The sequence below is a fragment of the Mesorhizobium sp. L-8-3 genome (genome assembly GCF_016756615.1).
Taxonomy (GTDB): domain Bacteria; phylum Pseudomonadota; class Alphaproteobacteria; order Rhizobiales; family Rhizobiaceae.
On sequence record NZ_AP023262.1, the window covers coordinates 5,682,790 to 5,703,499 of the forward strand.

Here is a 20,710-nt window from a genome sequence, read left to right on the forward strand (position 1 = left end):
GACACCGAATGAGACCAGCAGCCCTCGCCACATCGCTCTTCGCCCTCGCACTCATCGCCGCCGATGCCTTCGCCGGCGACACCGCCTCGCTGGAAATATTGGGCTTCAGCGAGGACGGCGCCGTGTTCGCCTTCGAGGAATACGGCGTACAGGACGGTTCCGGCTTCCCCTACTCCAACCGCTACTACATCGACACCAGGACGGACCAGTTCCTGCCCGAGACGCCCGTCCGGGTGCGGCTCGACGACGAGGCTGCGACGCTCGACGCAGCCCGGACCGAGGCGCGGGAGCGGGGCGAGAAGTTCGTCACGCAATCGGAGCTCTCAGCCAACCGCGGCTTTACCGCCGGCGCCAACGCCGTCACAGAACTGTCGGCCGATCCATTCCGCCTGGCCGTCAATCCGCGTCCTGTTTTCCCGGCCATCGATCCGATGCTGGAGTTCCGCCTGGACGAGATACCCATACCGGTTCCGGAACCCTGCGCGAGCCAGGGCGAGGCGCGCGGTTTCCGGCTGATCCGCATCGGCACGGCAGACGGCGAGCAGAGCCGCCTCGTCCATGAGGACAAATCCATCCCCAGGAGCCGCGGCTGTCCCAACGGCTACCGGCTCGGTGCGATCCAGACCTTTTCCGGCGACGGGTCGCTCGCCAGCTATGCGGTGCTGATCTCGGTGCGCCAATATGGCTTCGAGGGGCCCGACCATCGCTGGATCGCCGTGACCGGCCGGTTTTGAACTTGTCGGTTTTGGGGCTCCCCTCCTCATCCCTGCCCGACCGGCCCGGCACGCTGCGCCGGTTCTGTGCCCATGTCTGCCGAGCGGTACCGCCGGTCGGCCCCGCACTCGCCGGCGCCGCCTTGTGGGCGGCCATCATGGCGGCGAGCGCTACGCACGGCATATGGCTGCGGACATGGCAGACACCCTACAAGGTCCAGGCGGTCGCGCTGCTTTTCGCCGTCGGCGGCGCGGTGGGCTTTCCCGTCGGCCTGTTCCTTGCACGGCTCTTCGGCATGGGGAGACGGCGTGAAGCCGCCTTTGCCGCCGCGCTCATCGGCTTTTCGGCAGCAACGGTCGCCTCGACAGCGCTGGCCTATGCGCTGGTCTACCGGTCTTACTATGCGGCCTGGCACGCCGAGCCCCTGTCGCTCACCTGGCTGTTCCAGCTGATCTTCACCACCCTCGGCGCAACCGGCCAGTTCGCCGTGCTCGGGCTGCGCCTCTATTTCCCCATCGGCTTTGCCGCAATGCTCGCCGCCGCGCTCTGGTTTGTCAGAAAGCCGCGTTGAGCATTGGCGCTTGCTCTGTTAGGACGCGGCCAACATTTCCCTGATGTCAGGAGCGACTGATGATCCCCCGCTATTCGCGGCCAGAAATGGTCGCCATCTGGTCCGCCGAAACCAGGTTCAGGATCTGGTTCGAGATCGAGGCGCATGCCTGCGATGCGTTGGCCGAGATCGGCGTCATCCCCAAGGAAGCGGCGCGGACGATCTGGGAAAAGGGCGGCGCAGCCAAGTTCGATGTCGAACGCATCGACGAGATCGAACGCGAGACCAAGCACGACGTCATCGCCTTCCTGACGCATCTGGCCGAGTTCGTCGGCCCCGACGCGCGTTTCATCCACCAGGGCATGACCTCGTCGGACGTTCTCGACACGACCTTCTCGGTGCAGCTGACTCGCGCCACGGACATCCTGCTCGCCGACATGGATGCGCTGCTCGCGGCGCTGAAGAAGCGCGCCTTCGAGCACAAGGACACGGTCACGATCGGCCGCAGCCACGGTATCCATGCCGAACCCACCACCTTCGGCGTCAAGTTGGCGCAGGCCCATGCAGAGTTCAGCCGCTGCCGCGAGCGCCTGGCGCGGGCCCGGGAGGAGATCGCGACCTGCGCCATATCGGGGGCGGTCGGTACCTTCGCCAATATCGACCCGCGCGTGGAGGAGCATGTCGCCAGGAAGCTCGGCCTCAAGCCAGAGCCGGTCTCGACCCAGGTCATCCCGCGCGACCGCCACGCGATGTATTTCGCCACGCTTGGCGTCGTCGCCTCCTCGATCGAGCGGCTGGCCACCGAGATCCGCCACCTGCAGCGCACCGAGGTGCTCGAAGCCGAGGAATATTTCTCGCCCGGCCAGAAAGGCTCCTCGGCGATGCCGCACAAGCGCAATCCCGTGCTGACCGAGAACCTGACGGGTCTCGCCCGCATGGTCCGCTCCTTTGCGCTGCCCGCCATGGAGAATGTGGCGCTCTGGCACGAGCGCGACATCTCGCATTCCTCGGTCGAGCGCATGATCGGCCCCGACGCCACGATCACGCTCGACTTCGCGCTTGCGCGGCTGACCGGCGTGGTGGAGAAGCTCGTCGTCTACCCCGACAACATGCTGAAGAACATGAATCGGTTCCGCGGGCTGATCCATTCGCAGCGCGTGCTGCTGGCGCTCACCCAGGCCGACGTGTCGCGCGAGGACGCCTACCGCCTGGTCCAGCGCAACGCCATGAAGGTCTGGGAGCAAGGGGCGGATTTCCTCGAGGAACTGCTCGCCGACCAGGACGTCCGGGCTGCCCTTTCAGAGGCCGACATTCGCGAGAAATTCGACCTCGGCTATCACACCAAGCACGTCGACACGATATTCCGGCGGGTGTTCGGGAAGCTTTGAGCCCGGCCAGTTCCGGCCGCTCAGGCCGCCGGCACCGTACGGATCGCGGTGCCCCAGGGGTCGTGCTTTTCGGTCTCGGCTGTCGCCGTCTCCGATTCCAGTTCGACCCAGGCGAGACCGGTGCGCTGGTCGTCGCGCGGACCGGCCCCCCGGCTCTGCCAGGAATTGGCGCCGATATGGTGATGATAGCCGCCGGTCGAAAGGAAGACCGCGCTGCCGCCGAGGCTCTGCACCGTGTCGAAACCCATTTCGCCGTTCCACCACTCTTCAGCCGCGCCGGCATCGCCGACGCGCAGATGAACGTGGCCGATAACGCTGCCGTCGGGTGCGCCCTTCCAGGCGTCGTCCGGCTTGAGTTCACCGAGCAGGCCGGGCACGTCCAGCTGTTCGGTGCCCATGTTCACGAAACGGCCGTTCCAGCGCCAGCCTTCCCTGGGCCGGTCGGCATAGATCTCGACGCCGTTTCCTTCCGGGTCGGTGAGATAGATCGCCTCGCTAACGAAATGGTCGGCCGACCCGACGACCGGGATGCGCTCGTCGATGGCAAAACGCGTCCAGCGCGCGAGGTCGGCCCGGGACGGCAGCAGGAACGCGGTATGGTAGAGACCCGCGCTTCGCGGGTCGTCCTCTTTGGCCGAATTGCTCTGGGCGATCTCCATCAACGGCCTTTGGCCGGCGCCGAGGACGACGACGTTGGGGCCGCGCGACAACTCGACGAGGCCGAGGATCTTCTTGTAGTATTCCGCGACCGTGGCCGTGTCGCGAGCCTTCAGCCCGATCCGGGAGACCCGCGTCGGCGTCGTCATCGCGAAGGAAATTCCGTCCATGGCTGGCTCCGTATGAGCGACCCCGACGGCCGCGCCGATTGCTAGAAGTGCTCCGCCGCCCGTGACGGCGCGCCGTGTGATATCCAAGGTCGTCCCCCTGCCGAGTTGCGATCAACGATGAAGGTCGGGCGATCATGCCGCGGGCGCAAGAACACAAATGGCGAACACGCTGTTCAACCACGGAAGCTGCGAATTTTGCGCCGGCTTCGCGGTTGCACCATGGCGAGCGCGTCGCTACATGCGCGGCCATGAAAGTCAAAGACGTCGATATATTGATGGTGCCGGGCTACACCAACTCCGGTCCGGAACACTGGCAGAGCCGCTGGGAATCCAAGCTTTCGACGGCCCGGCGTGTCGTTCAGGCCGAGTGGTCGAAGCCCGTGCGCGAGGACTGGACAGCGACGCTCGCCACCGCCGTCAACGAGGCGGAGCGCCCCGTGGTGCTCGTTGCCCATTCGCTGGGCGTTCCCACGGCCATCCATGCATTGCCGCAGTTCCGCAAGCCCGTGGCCGGTGCCTTCTTCGTCGCGCCCCCTGATGTGGCGAACCCGAAGATACGGCCGAAACATCTCATGAGCTTCGGCCCGTATCCGCGCGAACCGCTGCCGTTCCCGTCGATCACCATCGCCAGCCGCAACGATCCTTATTGCGCCCTCGAGATCGCGGAGGATGTCGCGGCCGCCTGGGGATCGCTGTTCATCGATGCGGGCGAGGCCGGCCACATCAACAGCGAAGCGGGTTACGGGCCATGGCCGGAAGGCTCCATGGCCTTCGCGCAGTTCCTCTCCCGCCTCCAGGCGTAAAGCCTATCGGCGGCCGAGCACGTCCCGCGCCGCCGCGATCAGCCCCTGCGATCCAGCGGCGATGATCTTGTGCTCCGAGGCTATCGCCTGCAGATGATAGCCCATGGCGGCATAACGGCCGGCGAGCGCCATGTCATTGACATACATCGCCGCGACCTTGCCGGCGGCGATCGTGCGGCGGGAAATATCGGCGAGGGTTTCCATCATGTCCTCGCGCAACGGATCTAGCTCGGAACCGTTCGTCCACGCGATCGAGAAGTCCGAAGGGCCGACGAAGATGCCGTCGATCCCCGGCGTCTCGAGGATACCGTCCAGCGCGTCGAGCGCCTGCCGCGTCTCCACCATGGCGAAAGCCGTCGTGCGCGCGTTCGCCTCGCGCAGCCAGGCCTGGGTATCGGTCGCTCCGGTGCGCGGAAAGGCATAGGTCGGTCCCCAGGACCGCTCGCCGACTGGCGGATACTTCATCGCGCCGGCAAAGGCGCGCGCATCGGCTATCGTGTTCACCATCGGCGCGATGACGGCCTCGGCGCCGAAATCGAGCGCGCGGCTCGCCATGTCGAAGCGACCGACGGGGATGCGCACGATCGCATGCTTTCCCGCCCGCAACACCGGCACCAGCCCGCGCAGCACGCTGTCCTCGTGATGGCCGCCATGCTGCATATCGAGCGTGACCGCGTCGAACGCCTGTCCTGCAAGGATTTCGACCGTCAGGGCATCCGGTACCCCCGACCAGGCAGTGAAGAGCGTTTCACCCGATACGAGGCGCGAGAAGAGGGTCATGGAGAAGGCAGGTCCTGGATGTTTCGCGGGGCGGATCGTCGGATCGACCAACAGCCGGCCACAGGATCCGAAGCCATTGAAGCAGAACATGCCGGCAAGGCAACAAAAAACCGCCCCCGAACGAGGGCGGCTTCTTGGTCCAGACCGTGTCCACGTCCAGTGACGCGGACGCCGCCTGTTCGTCAGGAATTCCTGACCTGCTCGGCGGCGGTCTCCATCAGTTCGTCCATGGTCCGGCGGATCTGGTGGTCGGACTGCTCGACTCCGGCAGCGTCGAAATCCTTGCGGATCTTACGGAAAACGTCGTGGTCGCCGGCTTCCTCGATATCGGAGACGACGACCTCCTTGGCGTATGCGTCGGCATCGTCGCCGGTCTTGCCGAGCTTCTCGGCGGCCCAGAGCCCCAAAAGCCTGTTGCGGCGCGCGACCGCCCTGAAGCGCTGCTCCTCGTCGAGGGCGAACTTTCTCTCGAAACCTTCTTCGCGGTCCTTCATCGTCGTCATCGCAAACCTCCGGTTGGCGCCGATTCTATGGCTTGATATGGGTTTTCCCTGCACAAACCAAAAGGTATGCGCCGGGTCAATATCACCGGGTGATTGCTGCAGTGCGACATTTTGAAGGCGAAACCGGTTGATGGATCGAATTGCTCATTGAGCAAGAGAGCCGATTAAGATAGAGACCGGCCTTGAAACCCACAGTCGCGGCACCTTGCTGCCCGCGCGAGCCAAGGAAGCGGTCATTGCCGATCGCCCTTCAAACCAGAGAAAACCGATGAATCGTCGCCGCCGTATCTATGAAGGCAAGGCCAAGATCCTTTACGAGGGACCGGAGCCGGGCACGCTGATCCAGTTCTTCAAGGATGATGCCACCGCCTTCAACAAGAAGAAACACGAGGTCGTGGATGGAAAGGGTGTGCTCAACAACCGCATCTCCGAGCACATCTTCACGCATCTGAACCGCATGGGCATCCCGACCCATTTCATCCGCCGCCTCAACATGCGCGAGCAGTTGATCAAGGAAGTCGAGATCATTCCGCTCGAAGTCGTCGTCCGCAACATCGCGGCCGGCTCCCTCGCCAAACGGCTGGGCATGGAGGAAGGCACCGTCCTGCCGCGCTCGATCATCGAGTTCTATTACAAGGCCGACGCGCTCGACGACCCGATGGTGTCGGAAGAGCACATCACCGCCTTCGGCTGGGCGAGCCCGCAGGAGATCGACGACATCATGGCGCTCGCCATCCGCGTCAACGACTTCCTGTCCGGCCTGTTCCTCGGCGTCGGCATCCAGCTCGTCGACTTCAAGATGGAATGCGGACGCCTCTTCGAGGGCGACATGATGCGCATCGTCGTCGCCGACGAGATCTCACCCGATTCCTGCCGCCTGTGGGACGTCTCGACCCAGGAGAAGCTCGACAAGGACCGCTTCCGCCGCGACATGGGCGGGCTTGTGGAGGCCTATCAGGAGGTCGCCCGCCGGCTCGGCATCATGAACGAGAACGAGCCGCCGCGTCCTTCCGGCCCGGTTCTGGTCGCCTCGACCGATGGCCGCAAGGGCAAGCCGCACTGAGCGCGAAGCAGGAAGCGTCAAATTGATCAAGGCACGCGTCACCGTCACCCTCAAGAAAGGCGTCCTCGACCCGCAGGGCAAGGCGATCGAAGGCGCGCTCGGCGCGCTCGGCTTCGACGGCGTCGGCTCCGTGCGGCAAGGCAAGGTCTTCGACGTGGAGCTTGACGGGGCCGACCGCGCCAAGGCGGAGGCCGACCTCAAGGCCATGTGCGAGCGGCTGCTGGCCAACACGGTGATTGAGAACTATACTGTGACGCTAACCTGAGGTTGCGCCGGAGGGCGTGAATGACCGGTGTCACGAACGACCTGATGTATGGGCTGTTGAAGCGCATGCAGCACGATATGTCCGGGCTTCGGCTGGACTTGTCGGAGGTCAAGAAGGAACTGAACGTCATTCGCGGCCATATGGTCGGGATTCAGGCCGACATTCACAACATCTATGGAATTCTCGGCCGCCACGACGAACGACTCGACCGCATAGAGTGGCGCCTGGAGCTGCGAGAACTCGCCCAAGCGCAGAAGGGATTCGATCCTAAGTCATGAAATCCGCCGTCGTCCTGCTTCCCGGCCTCAACCGCGACCGCGACATGATCGCCGCGCTGACCAAGATTTCCGGCCGCGCGCCACAGACCGTCTGGCAGACCGACACGACCATCCCCGATGTGGACCTCCTAGTGATCCCGGGCGGCTTCTCCTACGGCGACTACCTTCGCTGCGGGGCCATCGCGGCGCGCATGCCGGTGCTGCGGGCCGTTGCGGAAAAGGCCGACAAGGGTGTCATGGTGATGGGCGTCTGCAACGGCTTCCAGATCTTGCTCGAGGCAGGCCTCCTGCCCGGCGCCCTGATGCGCAACAGCTCGCTCAAATTCGTCTGCCGCGAGGTGAAGCTCGAAGTTGCGAACGCGAATACCGCCTTCACTCGTGGCTATGGGCCCGGCCAGGTCATTCGCTGCCCGGTCGCCCACCACGACGGCAACTATTTTGCCGATGCGGAAACCCTCGCCCGGATCGAAGGCGAAGGTCAGGTCGTCTTCCGCTATGCGGAGGGCACCAATCCGAACGGCTCGATCAACGACATCGCGGGGATCGTCAGCCAGCGCGGCAACGTGCTCGGCCTGATGCCCCATCCGGAGAACCTGATCGAGACGGCCCATGGCGGCACGGACGGCCGCGCTTTGTTCGAAGGTGTGCTGGGGCTGGCTGCCTGATGTTTCCACGCATGGTCTTTTTTCCGGCTGCAGCGGCGATCGGTGCAGCCGCCCTCCTCCTGGCTGCCTGCCAGTCGGGACCGAGGGAGAGCGGGATGAGCGTCTCGGGCAAGAGCGCCGCGCTGCGCACGATGGAGCAGGTGGCGATCGCCGCGCAGAAATGCTGGTTCGCCAGCAAGGATGCGGCCTTCCGCCCCTACCGCATGGCCAATGAGCTCAACTCGTTCAGCGGCAGGCCGCGCATCCTGCTGGTGCCGGCAAAGCACCCCGAGGGACGCCCGTTGCTCGTCGTCCAGGCCGAGGGAACGCCGGCGCGGCTGCAGGCCTTCGGGCCTCTGATGCAGGAACAGCTCGGCGCCCGCATCGGCGCCGACGTGACCCGCTGGGCTTCCGGCGAAGCCGGCTGCGGCACCCCCGCCTGAGCAAGGGGACAACCGGCGGCGCTCCGCTCCGACCATCGGTCCGCGTTCTCGCATTCGGCCTGTTGGCTCAGCCGTCAATCCAGGAACGACCGCAGGCCTTCCCGCTCGGCGTCCGCCCGCGAGATGCCGATATCCTTGAGCTGATCGTCGGTCAGTTCGAGCAGGGCAAGCCGGCTGCGGCGCTTCGCCAGACGATCTTCGAGCCAGAGGATCGCCGACGTGATCACGACGACGATGCGCGTGACGAAACCCGATCGCTGATCCCCGACCGCTTCCGACGCTGCGACTGACATTGTGCGCATTGTACTCATTGAATTCATCCTCTGGCTCGATTTGGCCAAAATGTATGGGTTCAATCTAATGAATTGACTCGCATTGAATGGCAACATATAAAATTGTCACCATGACAAGTTGGGCACCCGATCTCTCCACCGGCGACGGACCGCTTTATTTGCGGCTGGCCAACCGCATCGAGAACGACATCGGCGAAGGGGTGCTGCCAGGCGGCACGAAGCTGCCGCCCCAACGCGACCTCGCCTATGATATCGGCGTCACCATCGGCACGGTCGGCCGTGCCTATGCGCTGCTTCGGGAGCGGGGCCTCGTCAGCGGCGAAGTCGGGCGCGGAACCTATGTGCTCGACCGCAGCGCTCCGGCGCCCGGATCACGTGTTCGGGCACCGGTGCCGGACGGAGGACTGCGGCATCTGGAAGCGCCGGCGGGAAAGATACGTTTCGACAGCACCGCCGCCCCCGATGTCGGCCAGGGCGCCATCATCGGCCGCATGCTGTCGGAGATATGCCGCGACAATCCCGGCGAGGTGGCGAGCTACACGCGATCCACCCCTGTGAGTTGGACTGAAGCGGGCAGCGTCTGGCTCGCGCGAGGCGGCTACCGCCCCGAACCCGACAGCATCGTCTCGACGCTCGGAGCGCACGCTGCCCTGGTGGCGGTAACGTCGGCCGCGACCGCGCCCGGCGATGCGATCGTCTTCGAAAACCTCACCTATTCGCAATTCGCCCGCAGCGCCGGGCTGATCGGCCGCCGCACGGTGCTGGTCCAGTCCGACGACCAGGGCGTGATACCGGAGGATTTCGAGAGGCTCTGTGCGCAACGGCACCCGAAACTCGCTTTCCTGATGCCGACCGCCCAGAATCCCACCGTCGCCATGATGCCGGAAAGCCGGCGGCGCGACATCGCGGAGATCGCGCGACGCCACAATGTCTGGCTGATCGAAGACGACCTCTACGGCGCCCTGGTCTCCGATCCGACGCCGATGCTAGCCGAATTCGCGCCGGAGCGTACTTTCGTGGTCGGCGGGCTTTCAAAATCCGTGGCGGCGGGCGTTCGCGGCGGCTGGGTGGCATGCCCGCCGCATTTCGCGCACAGGATCGCCGTTGCCCACAAAATGACAACCGGCGGGATGCCATTCGTCCTTGCGGAACTGAGCGCGCGCCTCGTCCTGTCGGGAGAGGCCGAACTGCTTCGGGAGCGCTGCCTGGACGAGGTCAACGCCAGGGTGAAACTCGCGCGCTCGATCCTGGCGGGCTTCGACCTGCGCTGGCAGACCAATGTCCCCTTCGTCTGGCTCGGCCTGCCCGAACCATGGCTCTCCGGCACTTTCGCGAAGGCCGCGTTCGACGCGGGCATCCTTCTCGACGACGAGGACGAGTTCAAGGCCGGACGCTCGGAACAGGTCTATCATCGCGTCCGCCTCGGTCTCTCCACCCCGCGCACACGCGACGAGGTCACGGCCGGCTTGGAGGCCTTGCGCCGCCTGCTCGACGACGGGCGCGCCGGATACGACACCTACGGCTGACACCCCCGGCTTCAACGTTGGTCGTATCGCCACCAATGGTCCCGGTGCCGGTTCGGCGCGTGGCCGAGAACCATGCCGACCATGAAACCGGCGACCGCGCCCAGCACCATTGCCGACGAGACGGTGCCGGGATTGTCCTTCACCGCTTCGGAAACGGAATGGGCCCTGTTGCCGAGCGCCCTCGTCACTTTCGTCGCACGCCGCGAGGCGCTGTTGTACCAGCCGTGCGCCTCCCTGGCGACATGGCCCGCCTGCTCTGCCAGCATGTCGTCGATCCGGGCGATCTCATGCTTGAGTTCGGCGATCTGCTTCTCCATCGCGGTCCGGGTTTGGTTCTTTCTCGTCGTCACTCCCTGCGCTTTGCTCTGCACAGACTTTGAAGTGGATTTGCTTTGCGCCGTCTTGGGCGTGCCGTTTTGGAGCTGGGTATCTGCCATGGGACTTCCTTTCGAGGTTGAACATCCGGGCGGTGGCCCGGGATGGCGGGCACGGTCAGAAGACCGCGAGATATCTCAGCAGCGAGATGATGCCGATGATGATGACAACGATCCGGGCGATCTGCCTGGTGCGTCCGTCGAGCGGCAGCCGGTTCACGAGCCACAGCACGAGCACGACCACCAGGAATGTCACAAGAATGCCGATGAGAAGACTTGCAGCCATCGTCCCTCGCTACTTCGAGATGGAAACAAGGATGGGAACGCGGGCCGCGCCGATCCGGTTCCGTCCCGCGGCCATGGCGCCGGATTTCCGCACCTTCGAGCTTCGGGAGAATTTGTGGCTTGCGTCCTTTTTTCTGCGATCTGCGGTGTAACCCGCAGGCGGGTTGGGCTATGACACGCCGAGCCAACCTTTGGGATCCGACCGCCGCCCATGACCATAAAAAACGCCGTCCCGATCACGCCGGAGCTTATCGCGGCCCACGGCCTGAAGCCCGACGAATATCAGCGCATTCTCGACCTCATCGGCCGTGAGCCGAGCTTCACCGAACTCGGCATCTTCTCCGCCATGTGGAACGAGCACTGCTCGTACAAATCCTCCAAGAAATGGCTCCGCACCCTGCCGACCACGGGCCCGCAGGTCATCCAGGGACCCGGCGAGAACGCCGGCGTCGTGGATATCGGCGATGGGGAAGCAGTGGTCTTCAAGATGGAGAGCCACAACCATCCGTCATACATCGAGCCCTATCAGGGTGCGGCGACCGGCGTCGGCGGCATTCTGCGCGACGTCTTCACCATGGGCGCTCGGCCGATCGCGGCTATGAACGCGCTGCGTTTCGGCGCACCCGATCATCCCAAGACCCGGCATCTGGTGGCCGGTGTCGTCGCCGGCGTCGGCGGCTACGGCAATTCCTTCGGCGTGCCCACGGTCGGCGGGGAGGTTAATTTCGACCCCCGCTACAACGGCAACTGTCTGGTCAACGCGTTTGCCGCGGGCCTCGCGAAGACGGATGCGATCTTCTACTCCAAGGCCGAAGGCGTCGGCCTGCCGGTCGTCTATCTCGGCGCCAAGACCGGACGCGACGGCGTCGGTGGCGCTACCATGGCTTCGGCCGAGTTCGACGACAAGATCGAGGAGAAGCGCCCGACCGTCCAGGTCGGCGACCCCTTCACCGAAAAATGCCTGCTCGAAGCCTGCCTCGAGCTGATGGCGTCGGGCGCTGTGATCGCCATCCAGGACATGGGGGCTGCGGGCCTCACCTGCTCGGCGGTCGAGATGGGGGCCAAGGGCGATCTCGGCATCGAACTCGACCTCGACAAGGTGCCAGTGCGCGAGGAGCGCATGAGCGCCTATGAGATGATGCTGTCGGAAAGCCAGGAGCGCATGCTCATGGTGCTGCGTCCGGAAAAGGAAGAGCAGGCCGAGGCGATCTTCCGCAAATGGGGACTCGATTTCGCCATTGTCGGACGGACCACCGACGATCTGCGCTTCCGCATCCTGCATCAGGGCGAGGAAGTCGCTGACCTGCCGATCAAGGAACTCGGCGACCAGGCGCCCGAATACGACCGGCCCTGGACCGAACCCAGGCCGCAGCCGGCACTGGCCGGTGACGACATCCCTACCGCCGACGTGGCCGATGCCCTGCTGACACTGCTCGGCGGGCCCGACCTTTCCAGCCGGCGCTGGGTCTGGGAACAATATGACACGCTGATCCAGGGCAATTCCCTGCAGCGTCCCGGCGGCGATGCCGGCGTGGTGCGCGTCGACGGCCATCCGACCAAGGCGCTGGCCTTCTCCTCGGACGTCACCCCCCGCTATTGCGAGGCCGATCCTTATGAAGGCGGCAAGCAGGCGGTCGCCGAATGCTGGCGCAACCTGACGGCGTCAGGCGCCCTGCCCCTGGCTGCCACCGACAATCTGAATTTCGGCAATCCGGAACGGCCCGAGATCATGGGCCAGTTCGCTCGGGCCGTCACCGGCATCGGCGACGCCTGCCGCGCCCTGGATTTCCCGATCGTCTCCGGCAACGTCTCGCTCTACAACGAGACCAACGGCCAGGCGATCCTGCCGACCCCGACCATCGGCGGCGTCGGTCTCATCCGCGACTGGACGAAAATGGCGCGCGCTGGCTTCGCCGCCGAAGACGAGGCCATCATCCTGGTCGGTGCGCCACCCTACTGGGGCACGCATCTCGGCCAATCCATCTATCTTCGCGACATCCATGGCCGCCAGGACGGGCCGCCGCCGCCGGTCGACCTCGCCCATGAGCGGAACGTGGGTGACTTCGTGCGCGCGCTCGTCACCTCGGGCATGGCGACCGCAGCGCACGATCTTTCAGACGGTGGTCTCGCCGTTGCCCTCGCCGAAATGGCGATGGCCGGCAACATCGGCGCGACAGTCAATCAATTGAACGACTTGTCGCCGATACCTCTGTTCTTCGGTGAAGATCAGGGCCGCTACCTCGTCACCATACCGCGCGACAAGGTCGACTGGTTCTACGAGGAACACCTGAAGGACAGCGGCATCTTCGCGCCCTTCATCGGCACGACCGGTGGACAAGAACTGAAGCTCGGCGAAGCGCGTGCGATCGGCATCGATGAATTGCGCGCCGCGCATGAGGGATGGTTCCCGGCCTATATGGCCGGCGACCTTCCGCCGGAGAATTAGGGTCGTCAAGACTCGCCCACCCTGACGGACAGCCGACTGTCCGTCAGGCCATTTCCGTCACGACAGTGAAAGGCGTTCCGCGACACCGCGCAAAAGGCCGAGCACTGCATCGATGCCGACCTTCGCCCCCTCGTCGAGCCTCCGGATGAAGGGACACGTTAGGACGGCAAGTGCACGGCCTTCCGGCGACAGCACCGGCACACTGATGTCGCTGATACCAGCAATCTGGCGGCTGTCGCCGATCCGGTAGCCCGCTTCCCGGTAGCTTTTCAGTTCGGGCGCGATCCGCGCGAGAACCTCCGTGTTTCCGGATCCCTCCCATCGGGCCAGCATCTCCGACTTCGCCACCGGTTCCTGGAAAGCGAGAAGCGTCAGGCCGGAGCCGGTGGTCAGGAGTTCGATGCGCGCGCCGATCCTGATGCCGAATTCCCAGTTTCCGGGGCTGCTCGCATGAGCCACGACGATGGCCGCATCACGATCCATGGCCACAAGGTGGCACGATTGGCCGGCTTCCCGGGCAAAGGCATCCATCAACGGCAAGGCACGCGCCACAAGCCTGCGGACCGGCGGGTGACGATGGGCCAGCACAAAGAGTTTCATGGTCAGCGCATATCGGTCGCCCTCGGGTGACCGGCTCACATAGTCGCGCGCGACCAGCCTCTCCAGCATCCGATAGACCTCGCTTGGACCGCGCCCCATGGCCTTGACGATCTCGGCGCGCGTCAACCCTCCCGGCTGCTCGGAAAGAAGCTCAAGAATGTCCAGCCCCTTGTCGAGCGCCGGTGCCCTGTAGCGGTCGTCCTTTTCCGGTTCCGTTGCGGTGTTCAATGGCTTCCGTCCCATGCCCCCGGCTCCCTGCAGGTCAGTGTCGCTGCCTTCGATTTCTCAGTTTACATATGAATATTCTGTTCGTATATAGACAACACGAACGCAAGCTGGCTGCTGGAGGAGGCGACGAGCCGTGCGACTGGATGGGAAACGCATCTTCATTTCTGCGGCGGCGCAAGGCATCGGCCGGGCGAGCGCGCTGGCATGCGCCGCCGAAGGCGCTCGCGTGATCGCTACCGATATCGACGCGGAGGCGCTGTCCACGCTCGTCGATGAAGACAACAGGATCGAGTGTCATCGCCTCGATATGCGCGATGGAGGCTCGGTCGCGGCATTTGCCGGACGGCAGCAGCCGCTTGACGGGCTCTTCAATTGCGCCGGTTTCGTGCACAACGGCACGATCCTCGATTGCAGCGAGGACGACTGGGATTTCAGCTTCGACCTCAACGTCAAGAGCATGTATCACGCCATCCGGGCGTTCCTGCCGGGGATGCTCGAACAGGCAGGGAAGACCGGCGGGGCCGCCATCCTCAACATGGCGTCGATGGCTTCCTCGATCAAAGGTTTCCCCAACCGGCTGCTCTATGGCGCGACCAAGGCGGCCGTGATCGGCCTGACCAAAGGCATGGCCGCGGACTATGTCGGGCGGGGCCTGCGCTGCAACGCGCTTTGTCCAGGCACGGTCGACACGCCATCGCTTCGCAGCCGCATCGCCGCTGCTCCCGACCCGGTCCAGGCAGAGAAGGATTTCATTGCGCGCCAGCCGGTCGGCCGGCTCGCGCAGGCCTCCGACATCACGCCGCTGGTGGTCTATCTGCTCTCCGACGAATCGCGCTTCGTCACCGGCCAGGCCGTCCTCGTGGACGGCGGCGTCACCATCTGACGGCGGGAGGCGCAAAGGACGTCATGACCGCTCTCGTCGCCATGACCGATATCGGCAAGTCCTTTCCGGGCGTTCGGGCGCTGCACAAGGCGCGGCTGGAGCTTCGTTCGGGGGAGGTTCATGCGCTGATGGGCGAGAACGGCGCCGGCAAGTCGACGCTGATGAAGATCCTCGCCGGCATCTATGCGCGCGACGAAGGCGAGATCCTGCTCGACGGCGAGCCGGTCGAGATCGGCTCGCCGCGCCAGGCACAGGACCTCGGCATCGGAATCATCCATCAGGAACTGAACCTGATGCCGGACCTGACGGCCGCGCAGAACATCTTCATCGGACGCGAGCCGCGCAAATGGCCCGGCTTCCTGCTCGACGAGACAAAACTCAATGCCCAGGCCGCCGAAATTTTTGCCGCCATGCATCTCAGGCTCGATCCCCGCACGCCGGTGGGGCGGCTGACAATCGCCCGCCAGCAGATGGTGGAGATCGCCAAGGCCTTGTCGCACCGATCGCGCGTGCTGGTGATGGACGAACCCACGGCGGCGCTGAACGACGCAGAGATCAATGAACTCTTCGCCATCATCGGGAAACTGAAGGCCGAGGGCGTGGGCATCATCTACATCTCGCACAAGATGGACGAGTTGAAGCGCATCGCCGATCGGGTGACCGTGATGCGGGACGGCGAGTATATTGGCACGATGCCGGCCAAATCGACGCCGGTGGACAAGATCATCTCCATGATGGTCGGTCGTGCCCTCTCCGACGACCGTGCCGCCGCCCCCGCCCATGCCGATGCCGATGCCGAAATCATGCTCGAGGTGTCGGGCCTCAACCGCGGATCGGAGATCCGCGACGTCAGCTTTTCGGTCCGCAAGGGCGAGATCCTCGGCTTCGCCGGGTTGATGGGCGCCGGCCGCACGGAAGTCGCACGCGCCATCTTCGGTGCGGATCGGCTGGACAGCGGCGAGATCTTGGTGTGCGGCCGCAAGGTCGACATCCGCAAGCCGCAGGACGCGGTGCGCGCCGGCATCGGCTATCTTTCGGAAGACCGCAAGCATTTCGGCCTCGCCGTCGGCATGGATGTGCGCAACAACATCGCCATGGCGAGCCTCGGCCGGTTCACCGGCCCCGGCGGGTTGCTGAAAGAAGCCGCCATGCACGAGGCGGCGACGCGCTATATCGGTCAACTCGCCATCAAGACGCCTTCCGACAAGCAGGAAGCGCGGCTGCTTTCCGGCGGCAATCAGCAGAAGATCGTCATCGCCAAATGGCTGCTGCGCGACTGCCAGATACTGATCTTCGACGAGCCGACGCGCGGCATCGACGTCGGCGCCAAGAGCGAGATCTACAAGCTGCTCAACGCACTTGCCGGGCAAGGCCGCGCGGTCATCGTCATCTCCTCCGAACTGCCCGAGATCCTGCGGCTCAGCCATCGCATCGCCGTGATGTGCGAGGGACGGCTGACCGGCGTCCTTCACGGCGGCGCTTCCCAGGAGGAGATCATGCAACTGGCGACGCAACGCGGCGGCCGTGGCAAGGCGAGCGAAGGTGGAATCTGGCCGGCACAGGGAGAGAGCAGATGAGCGCGACAACAACCGGGACGACCGCCCCTTCCACCCGGTTCTCCGGCGCCCAGCACAGGCTGCTTGCCTTCGCCAGCCTGATCATTCTGATGGTGGTCTTCAGCCTCGCCTCGCCCAATTTCCTTCAGACCAGCAACGTCATCACGATCCTTCAGGCCACCTCGGTCAACGGGGTGCTGGCGATCGCCGCGACGCTGGTCATCATCACCGGCGGCATCGACCTTTCGGTCGGCACCCTGATGACCTTCTGTGCCGTCATCGCCGGCGTCGTTCTGACCTTCTGGGGCATGCCGATCGGTCTCGGCGTTCTGGCGGCGATCCTGGCGGGGGCCTTGAGCGGAACCATCTCCGGCACCTTCGTCGCCAAGCTAAAGATTCCGCCCTTCATCGCCACGCTCGGCATGATGCTCATTCTCAAGGGCCTGTCGCTGGTCATTTCAGGCACGCGGCCGATCTATTTCAACGACACGCCCGGCTTCACCCAGATCTCCCAGGGTTCGATCATCGGCGCTGTCGTTCCCGCATTGCCCATCCCCAACGGCGTGCTCATCCTGTTCCTGGTGGCGATCGCGGCGAGCTTCATCCTCGAACGGACCATTCTCGGCCGCTTCACCTTCGCGCTCGGCAGCAACGAAGAGGCGGTGCGCCTTTCCGGCGTCAACACCGACCGCTGGAAGATCGCCGTCTATGCGCTTGCCGGCGGCATCTGCGGCATCGCCGGACTGCTCATCGCCTCCCGGCTCAACTCGGCCCAGCCGGCGCTTGGACAAGGCTATGAACTCGATGCGATCGCCGCGGTGGTGATCGGCGGCACGTCGCTCAGCGGCGGGCGCGGCACGATCGTCGGCACGCTGATCGGAGCCCTGATCATGAGTGTGCTCGCAAACGGCCTGCGCATCCTGTCGGTCGCCCAGGAATGGCAGACCGTGGTGACGGGTTCGATCATCATTCTTGCCGTGTACACCGACATTTTGCGGCGGCGACGGCTTTGACCGGGCCGTGCTTCGCGCAGCGCCTGCGCTGCGCCAACATCAAGAAGAGACGCTGAAGCTCCGACGAACCGATCAAGACTTACCCCAAGGAGGAAACATGTTTACTCGTCGCACCGTCCTCGGCGTTCTGAGCGCCGCAACGTTCCTCGGCTATGGCACGATGGCCATGGCCCAGGACAAGATGTACATCCCCCTGGTCTCCAAGGGCTTCCAGCATCAGTTCTGGCAGGCCGTCAAGACCGGGGCCGACAAGGCCGCCGCCGATCTCGGCGTCGAGGTCACTTTCGAGGGGCCGGATTCGGAATCGCAGGTCGACCGCCAGATCGACATGCTGGCGGCAGCGCTCGCCAAGAAACCCGCTGCGATCGGCTTTGCCGCGCTGGACAGCCAGGCCGCCATCCCGCTGCTGCAGCAGGCCAAGGACGCCAACATCGCCGTGGTAGCCTTCGATTCCGGCGTCGACAGCGACATTCCCGTCGCAACCGCGTCGACCAACAACCTCGCCGCGGCCGCTCTTGCCGCCGACAAGATGGCCGAGTTGATCGGCGGCGAAGGCAGGGTCGCTCTCGTCGTGCACGACCAGACCAGCCGCACCGGGATCGACCGGCGCGACGGCTTCGTCAACCGCATCAAGGAAGCCTATCCGAAGATCGAGATCGTCGCGATCGAATATGGCGAGGGCGACCATCTCAAGTCCACCGAGATCACCAAGGCCATCCTGCAGGCGAACCCGGACCTGAAGGGCATGTTCGGCGCCAATGAAGGCTCGGCCATCGGCGTCGTCAACGGCGCGAGGGAACTGGGGCGCAAGCTGGTCATCATCGGCTACGATTCGGGCGCCCAGCAGAAGAAGGCGATCAACGACGGAGAAATGGCCGGCGCCATCACCCAGAACCCGGTCGGCATCGGCTACAAGACGGTCGAGGCCGCGGTGAAGGCGGCCAAGGGCGAGCCGGTCGAGAAGAACATCGACACCGGCTTCTACTATTACGACAAGTCGAACATCGACAATCCGGAGATCGCCGCCGTCCTTTACGACTGACCCAGCCATCGACCGGAGGCGGCCCGTCGCCTCCGGTCCTCTATATAGTTCAGGCATGGATGCAATTGCTCCCTGCCGTAGGAATCCGACCAATGACCACCATCACCGACATGCAGGTGCTCGACCTGCGCTTCCCGACGTCCCAGCATCTCGACGGTTCGGATGCAATGAACCCGGACCCGGACTATTCCGCCGCCTATGTCATCCTGAAGACCGACGCCGCCGGTCTCGAAGGGCACGGGCTCACCTTTACCATCGGCCGCGGCAACGAGATCTGCTGTGCCGCGATCGAGGCGATGCGCCATTTGGTCGTCGGGCTCGACATGGCGGAAGCGACGGCGGACATGGGCGCCTTCTGGCGCCATGTCACCTCGGACAGCCAATTGCGCTGGATCGGCCCTGACAAGGGCGCCATCCACCTCGCCACCGGCGCCGTAGTCAATGCTGTCTGGGACCTGTGGGCGAAGATGGTCAGCAAGCCCGTCTGGCGGCTGGTTGCCGACATGAGCCCGGAAGAGTTCGTCCGCTGCATCGACTTCCGCTACATCAGCGACTGCATCACGCCGGACGAAGCGCTGGCCATATTGCGCGACAAGGCGCCTGACAAGGCCAAACGGATCGCCACGCTCGAGCGGGAGGGCTACGCCTGCTACACCACCTCTGCCGGCTGGCTCGGCTATGACGACGACAAGCTGCGGCGCCTTTGCCGCGAGGCGATCGACGCCGGCTTCAACCACATCAAGCTCAAGGTCGGCCGCGACAAGGGCGACGACATCCGTCGCCTGCGCATCGCCCGCGAAGTGCTGGGTCCCGAACGCAAGCTGATGATCGACGCCAACCAGGTCTGGGAGGTCGACCAGGCGATCGACTGGGTGCGCGACCTCGCCTTCGCCTCGCCCTGGTTCATCGAGGAGCCGACCAGCCCCGACGACATCGAAGGCCACCGCAATATCCGCGAAAGCGTGGCGCCCATCCAGGTCGCGACCGGCGAGATGTGCCAGAACCGCATCATGTTCAAGCAGTTCATCATGCGCGGCGCCATCGACGTCGTGCAGATCGATGCCTGCCGCCTGGGCGGGGTCAACGAAATCCTGGCCGTGCTGTTGATGGCCGCGAAATATGGTCTGCTCGTGTGTCCTCACGCCGGCGGCGTCGGGCTCTGCGAATATGTCCAGCATCTTGCGATGATCGACTACATCTGTGTCGCCGGCACGCGCGAAGGCCGCGTCGTCGAATATGTCGACCATCTCCATGAGCACTTCAAGGAACCCTGCGTCATCCGCGATGCGGCCTATATGCCGCCGGCAGCGCCGGGCTTTTCGATCGAGATGAAGCCAGCTTCGCTCGAAACCTATCGCTTCGGCGCCTGAAGGAGGCGGTCATGGATCTCGGACTACGGGACAAGGTCGTGATCGTCACCGGGGGCGGCGCCGGGATCGGCGGCGCGATCACCCTCGGCCTTGCCGCAGAAGGCGCGATACCGGTGATATTCGGCCGCAGCCCGCTGACTGCGGATTTCGCCGACCACCTGAACGAACGGGCCCCTCGGACCAGATTCGTCCAGGTCGACCTGATGGATGACGATGCCTGCAAGGCTGCGGTCGAGGAGACTATCGGCGACTTCGGCCGCATCGACCATCTCGTCAACAATGCCGGCGTCAACGACAGTATAGGATTGGAGGCCGGTCCGGCGGCGTTTCGCGCGTCGCTGGAGCGGAACCTGATCCACTATTACGTCCTGGCGCATCACTGCCTGCCCTGGCTCAAGGCTTCACGTGGCTCGATCGTCAACATCTCGTCCAAGACCGCGCTCACCGGCCAGGGCAACACCAGCGGCTATTGCGCGGCGAAGGGCGCCCAGCTCTCGCTGACCCGCGAATGGGCGGCCGCGCTGCGCGAAGATGGTGTCAGGGTGAATGCGGTCATTCCGGCCGAGGTGATGACGCCGCTCTACGAGAAGTGGCTGCAGACCTTCGACGACCCAGATGCGAAGCTCGCTGAGATCACCCGGCGCATTCCGCTCGGCAGGCGCATGACCAGAGCCGAGGAGATCGCCGACACCGTCATCTTCCTGCTTTCGGATCGCGCCAGCCACACGACTGGCCAATGGCTTTTCGTAGACGGCGGCTATACGCATCTGGATCGCGCGCTCGACTGATCGCCGCTCATCCCCTGCGGCCTTGGATTTCGACCGTCCCGCGATTGA

Annotated in this window: 24 protein-coding genes; 17 read left to right on the forward strand and 7 right to left on the reverse strand. The window is 64.7% G+C overall.

The genetic code is table 11. The features are described 5' to 3' along the window. Positions 1-8 precede the first annotated feature (8 nt). Genes JN302_RS26325 through purB form a run of 3 tightly spaced genes read left to right on the forward strand, consistent with a single transcriptional unit; the run spans position 9 to position 2,652 of the window. Positions 9-734 carry a DUF2259 domain-containing protein gene (locus tag JN302_RS26325; protein ID WP_202329696.1) on the forward strand — a complete coding sequence of 242 codons (726 nt, stop codon included), beginning with the start codon at positions 9-11 and terminating at the stop codon, positions 732-734. A gap of 2 nt (positions 735-736) precedes the next feature. Beyond that, positions 737-1,285 (forward strand): hypothetical protein, encoded by a 549-nt coding sequence (locus JN302_RS26330; RefSeq protein ID WP_244742148.1) that lies wholly within the window; start codon positions 737-739, stop codon positions 1,283-1,285. A 59-nt stretch (positions 1,286-1,344) separates the two neighbouring features. Next, positions 1,345-2,652, forward strand: coding sequence for an adenylosuccinate lyase (purB, locus tag JN302_RS26335; protein ID WP_202329697.1), 1,308 nt, complete (start codon positions 1,345-1,347; stop codon positions 2,650-2,652). Positions 2,653-2,672: 20 nt separating this feature from the next. Here the strand turns inward: purB and JN302_RS26340 are convergent, their stop codons facing one another. Next, a complete protein-coding gene (locus JN302_RS26340) occupies positions 2,673-3,479 on the reverse strand; it encodes a VOC family protein (RefSeq protein WP_202329698.1) in 807 nt (268 codons plus the stop codon). Between the two features lie 248 nt (positions 3,480-3,727). Here JN302_RS26340 and JN302_RS26345 point away from each other — a divergent pair, with 248 nt between their 5' ends. Beyond that, positions 3,728-4,282, forward strand: a complete 555-nt coding sequence (locus JN302_RS26345) for an RBBP9/YdeN family alpha/beta hydrolase (protein WP_202306978.1) — start codon at positions 3,728-3,730, stop codon at positions 4,280-4,282. Positions 4,283-4,285: 3 nt separating this feature from the next. On the opposite strand, the gene JN302_RS26350 is transcribed toward JN302_RS26345, so the two are convergent. Continuing rightward, the gene (locus JN302_RS26350) at positions 4,286-5,062 is read right to left on the reverse strand and encodes an HpcH/HpaI aldolase family protein (protein WP_202329699.1); all 777 of its coding nucleotides are present in this window, start codon (positions 5,060-5,062) and stop codon (positions 4,286-4,288) included. A 182-nt stretch (positions 5,063-5,244) separates the two neighbouring features. After that, on the reverse strand, positions 5,245-5,565 hold the full coding sequence (locus JN302_RS26355; RefSeq protein WP_202306980.1) for a DUF1476 domain-containing protein: 321 nt from the start codon (positions 5,563-5,565) through the stop codon (positions 5,245-5,247). 268 nt (positions 5,566-5,833) lie between these two features. On the opposite strand from JN302_RS26355, the gene purC reads away from it, so the two are divergent. Genes purC through JN302_RS26380 form a run of 5 tightly spaced genes read left to right on the forward strand, consistent with a single transcriptional unit; the run spans position 5,834 to position 8,258 of the window. Further along, positions 5,834-6,628 carry a phosphoribosylaminoimidazolesuccinocarboxamide synthase gene (gene purC / locus JN302_RS26360; RefSeq protein WP_202306981.1) on the forward strand — a complete coding sequence of 265 codons (795 nt, stop codon included), beginning with the start codon at positions 5,834-5,836 and terminating at the stop codon, positions 6,626-6,628. A 22-nt stretch (positions 6,629-6,650) separates the two neighbouring features. Beyond that, positions 6,651-6,893 carry a phosphoribosylformylglycinamidine synthase subunit PurS gene (gene purS, locus JN302_RS26365; protein WP_202306983.1) on the forward strand — a complete coding sequence of 81 codons (243 nt, stop codon included), beginning with the start codon at positions 6,651-6,653 and terminating at the stop codon, positions 6,891-6,893. 20 nt (positions 6,894-6,913) lie between these two features. After that, entirely contained in the window at positions 6,914-7,171 is a 258-nt protein-coding gene (locus JN302_RS26370) for a hypothetical protein (RefSeq protein ID WP_202329700.1), read from the forward strand. Then, the gene (gene purQ, locus JN302_RS26375) at positions 7,168-7,836 is read left to right on the forward strand and encodes a phosphoribosylformylglycinamidine synthase subunit PurQ (RefSeq protein ID WP_202306987.1); all 669 of its coding nucleotides are present in this window, start codon (positions 7,168-7,170) and stop codon (positions 7,834-7,836) included. Before JN302_RS26370 ends, purQ begins: the two co-directional genes overlap by 4 nt. A gap of 11 nt (positions 7,837-7,847) precedes the next feature. Then, on the forward strand, positions 7,848-8,258 hold the full coding sequence (locus JN302_RS26380) for a hypothetical protein (protein ID WP_202306988.1): 411 nt from the start codon (positions 7,848-7,850) through the stop codon (positions 8,256-8,258). Between the two features lie 74 nt (positions 8,259-8,332). On the opposite strand, the gene JN302_RS26385 is transcribed toward JN302_RS26380, so the two are convergent. Beyond that, positions 8,333-8,569 (reverse strand): DUF1127 domain-containing protein, encoded by a 237-nt coding sequence (locus tag JN302_RS26385; protein WP_342215875.1) that lies wholly within the window; start codon positions 8,567-8,569, stop codon positions 8,333-8,335. A 92-nt stretch (positions 8,570-8,661) separates the two neighbouring features. On the opposite strand from JN302_RS26385, the gene JN302_RS26390 reads away from it, so the two are divergent. Continuing rightward, entirely contained in the window at positions 8,662-10,077 is a 1,416-nt protein-coding gene (locus JN302_RS26390) for an aminotransferase-like domain-containing protein (RefSeq protein ID WP_202329701.1), read from the forward strand. An 11-nt stretch (positions 10,078-10,088) separates the two neighbouring features. On the opposite strand, the gene JN302_RS26395 is transcribed toward JN302_RS26390, so the two are convergent. Further along, complete coding sequence (locus JN302_RS26395; protein ID WP_202329702.1) at positions 10,089-10,514, reverse strand: hypothetical protein; 426 nt, start codon at positions 10,512-10,514, stop codon at positions 10,089-10,091. Positions 10,515-10,569: 55 nt separating this feature from the next. After that, the gene (locus JN302_RS26400; protein WP_202329703.1) at positions 10,570-10,737 is read right to left on the reverse strand and encodes a Thivi_2564 family membrane protein; all 168 of its coding nucleotides are present in this window, start codon (positions 10,735-10,737) and stop codon (positions 10,570-10,572) included. A 210-nt stretch (positions 10,738-10,947) separates the two neighbouring features. On the opposite strand from JN302_RS26400, the gene purL reads away from it, so the two are divergent. Continuing rightward, the gene (purL, locus tag JN302_RS26405) at positions 10,948-13,182 is read left to right on the forward strand and encodes a phosphoribosylformylglycinamidine synthase subunit PurL (RefSeq protein ID WP_202329704.1); all 2,235 of its coding nucleotides are present in this window, start codon (positions 10,948-10,950) and stop codon (positions 13,180-13,182) included. A 57-nt stretch (positions 13,183-13,239) separates the two neighbouring features. On the opposite strand, the gene JN302_RS26410 is transcribed toward purL, so the two are convergent. Further along, positions 13,240-14,010, reverse strand: a complete 771-nt coding sequence (locus tag JN302_RS26410) for an IclR family transcriptional regulator (RefSeq protein WP_244845951.1) — start codon at positions 14,008-14,010, stop codon at positions 13,240-13,242. Positions 14,011-14,143: 133 nt separating this feature from the next. On the opposite strand from JN302_RS26410, the gene JN302_RS26415 reads away from it, so the two are divergent. The 6 genes from JN302_RS26415 (at position 14,144) to JN302_RS26440 (ending at position 20,662) form a co-directional block, all read left to right on the forward strand. Then, positions 14,144-14,893: an SDR family oxidoreductase gene (locus JN302_RS26415; RefSeq protein ID WP_202329706.1), complete on the forward strand. Its 750-nt coding sequence runs from the start codon at positions 14,144-14,146 to the stop codon at positions 14,891-14,893. A 23-nt stretch (positions 14,894-14,916) separates the two neighbouring features. Then, the gene (locus tag JN302_RS26420; RefSeq protein WP_202329707.1) at positions 14,917-16,470 is read left to right on the forward strand and encodes a sugar ABC transporter ATP-binding protein; all 1,554 of its coding nucleotides are present in this window, start codon (positions 14,917-14,919) and stop codon (positions 16,468-16,470) included. Further along, entirely contained in the window at positions 16,467-17,462 is a 996-nt protein-coding gene (locus tag JN302_RS26425; RefSeq protein ID WP_202329708.1) for an ABC transporter permease, read from the forward strand. The genes JN302_RS26420 and JN302_RS26425 overlap by 4 nt, the downstream gene beginning before the upstream one ends. A 97-nt stretch (positions 17,463-17,559) precedes the next feature. After that, the gene (locus JN302_RS26430) at positions 17,560-18,504 is read left to right on the forward strand and encodes an ABC transporter substrate-binding protein (protein WP_202329709.1); all 945 of its coding nucleotides are present in this window, start codon (positions 17,560-17,562) and stop codon (positions 18,502-18,504) included. Positions 18,505-18,596: 92 nt separating this feature from the next. Then, a complete protein-coding gene (locus JN302_RS26435; protein WP_202329710.1) occupies positions 18,597-19,874 on the forward strand; it encodes an L-fuconate dehydratase in 1,278 nt (425 codons plus the stop codon). An 11-nt stretch (positions 19,875-19,885) separates the two neighbouring features. Continuing rightward, complete coding sequence (locus JN302_RS26440; RefSeq protein WP_202329711.1) at positions 19,886-20,662, forward strand: SDR family oxidoreductase; 777 nt, start codon at positions 19,886-19,888, stop codon at positions 20,660-20,662. The last annotated feature ends 48 nt before the right edge of the window (positions 20,663-20,710 follow it).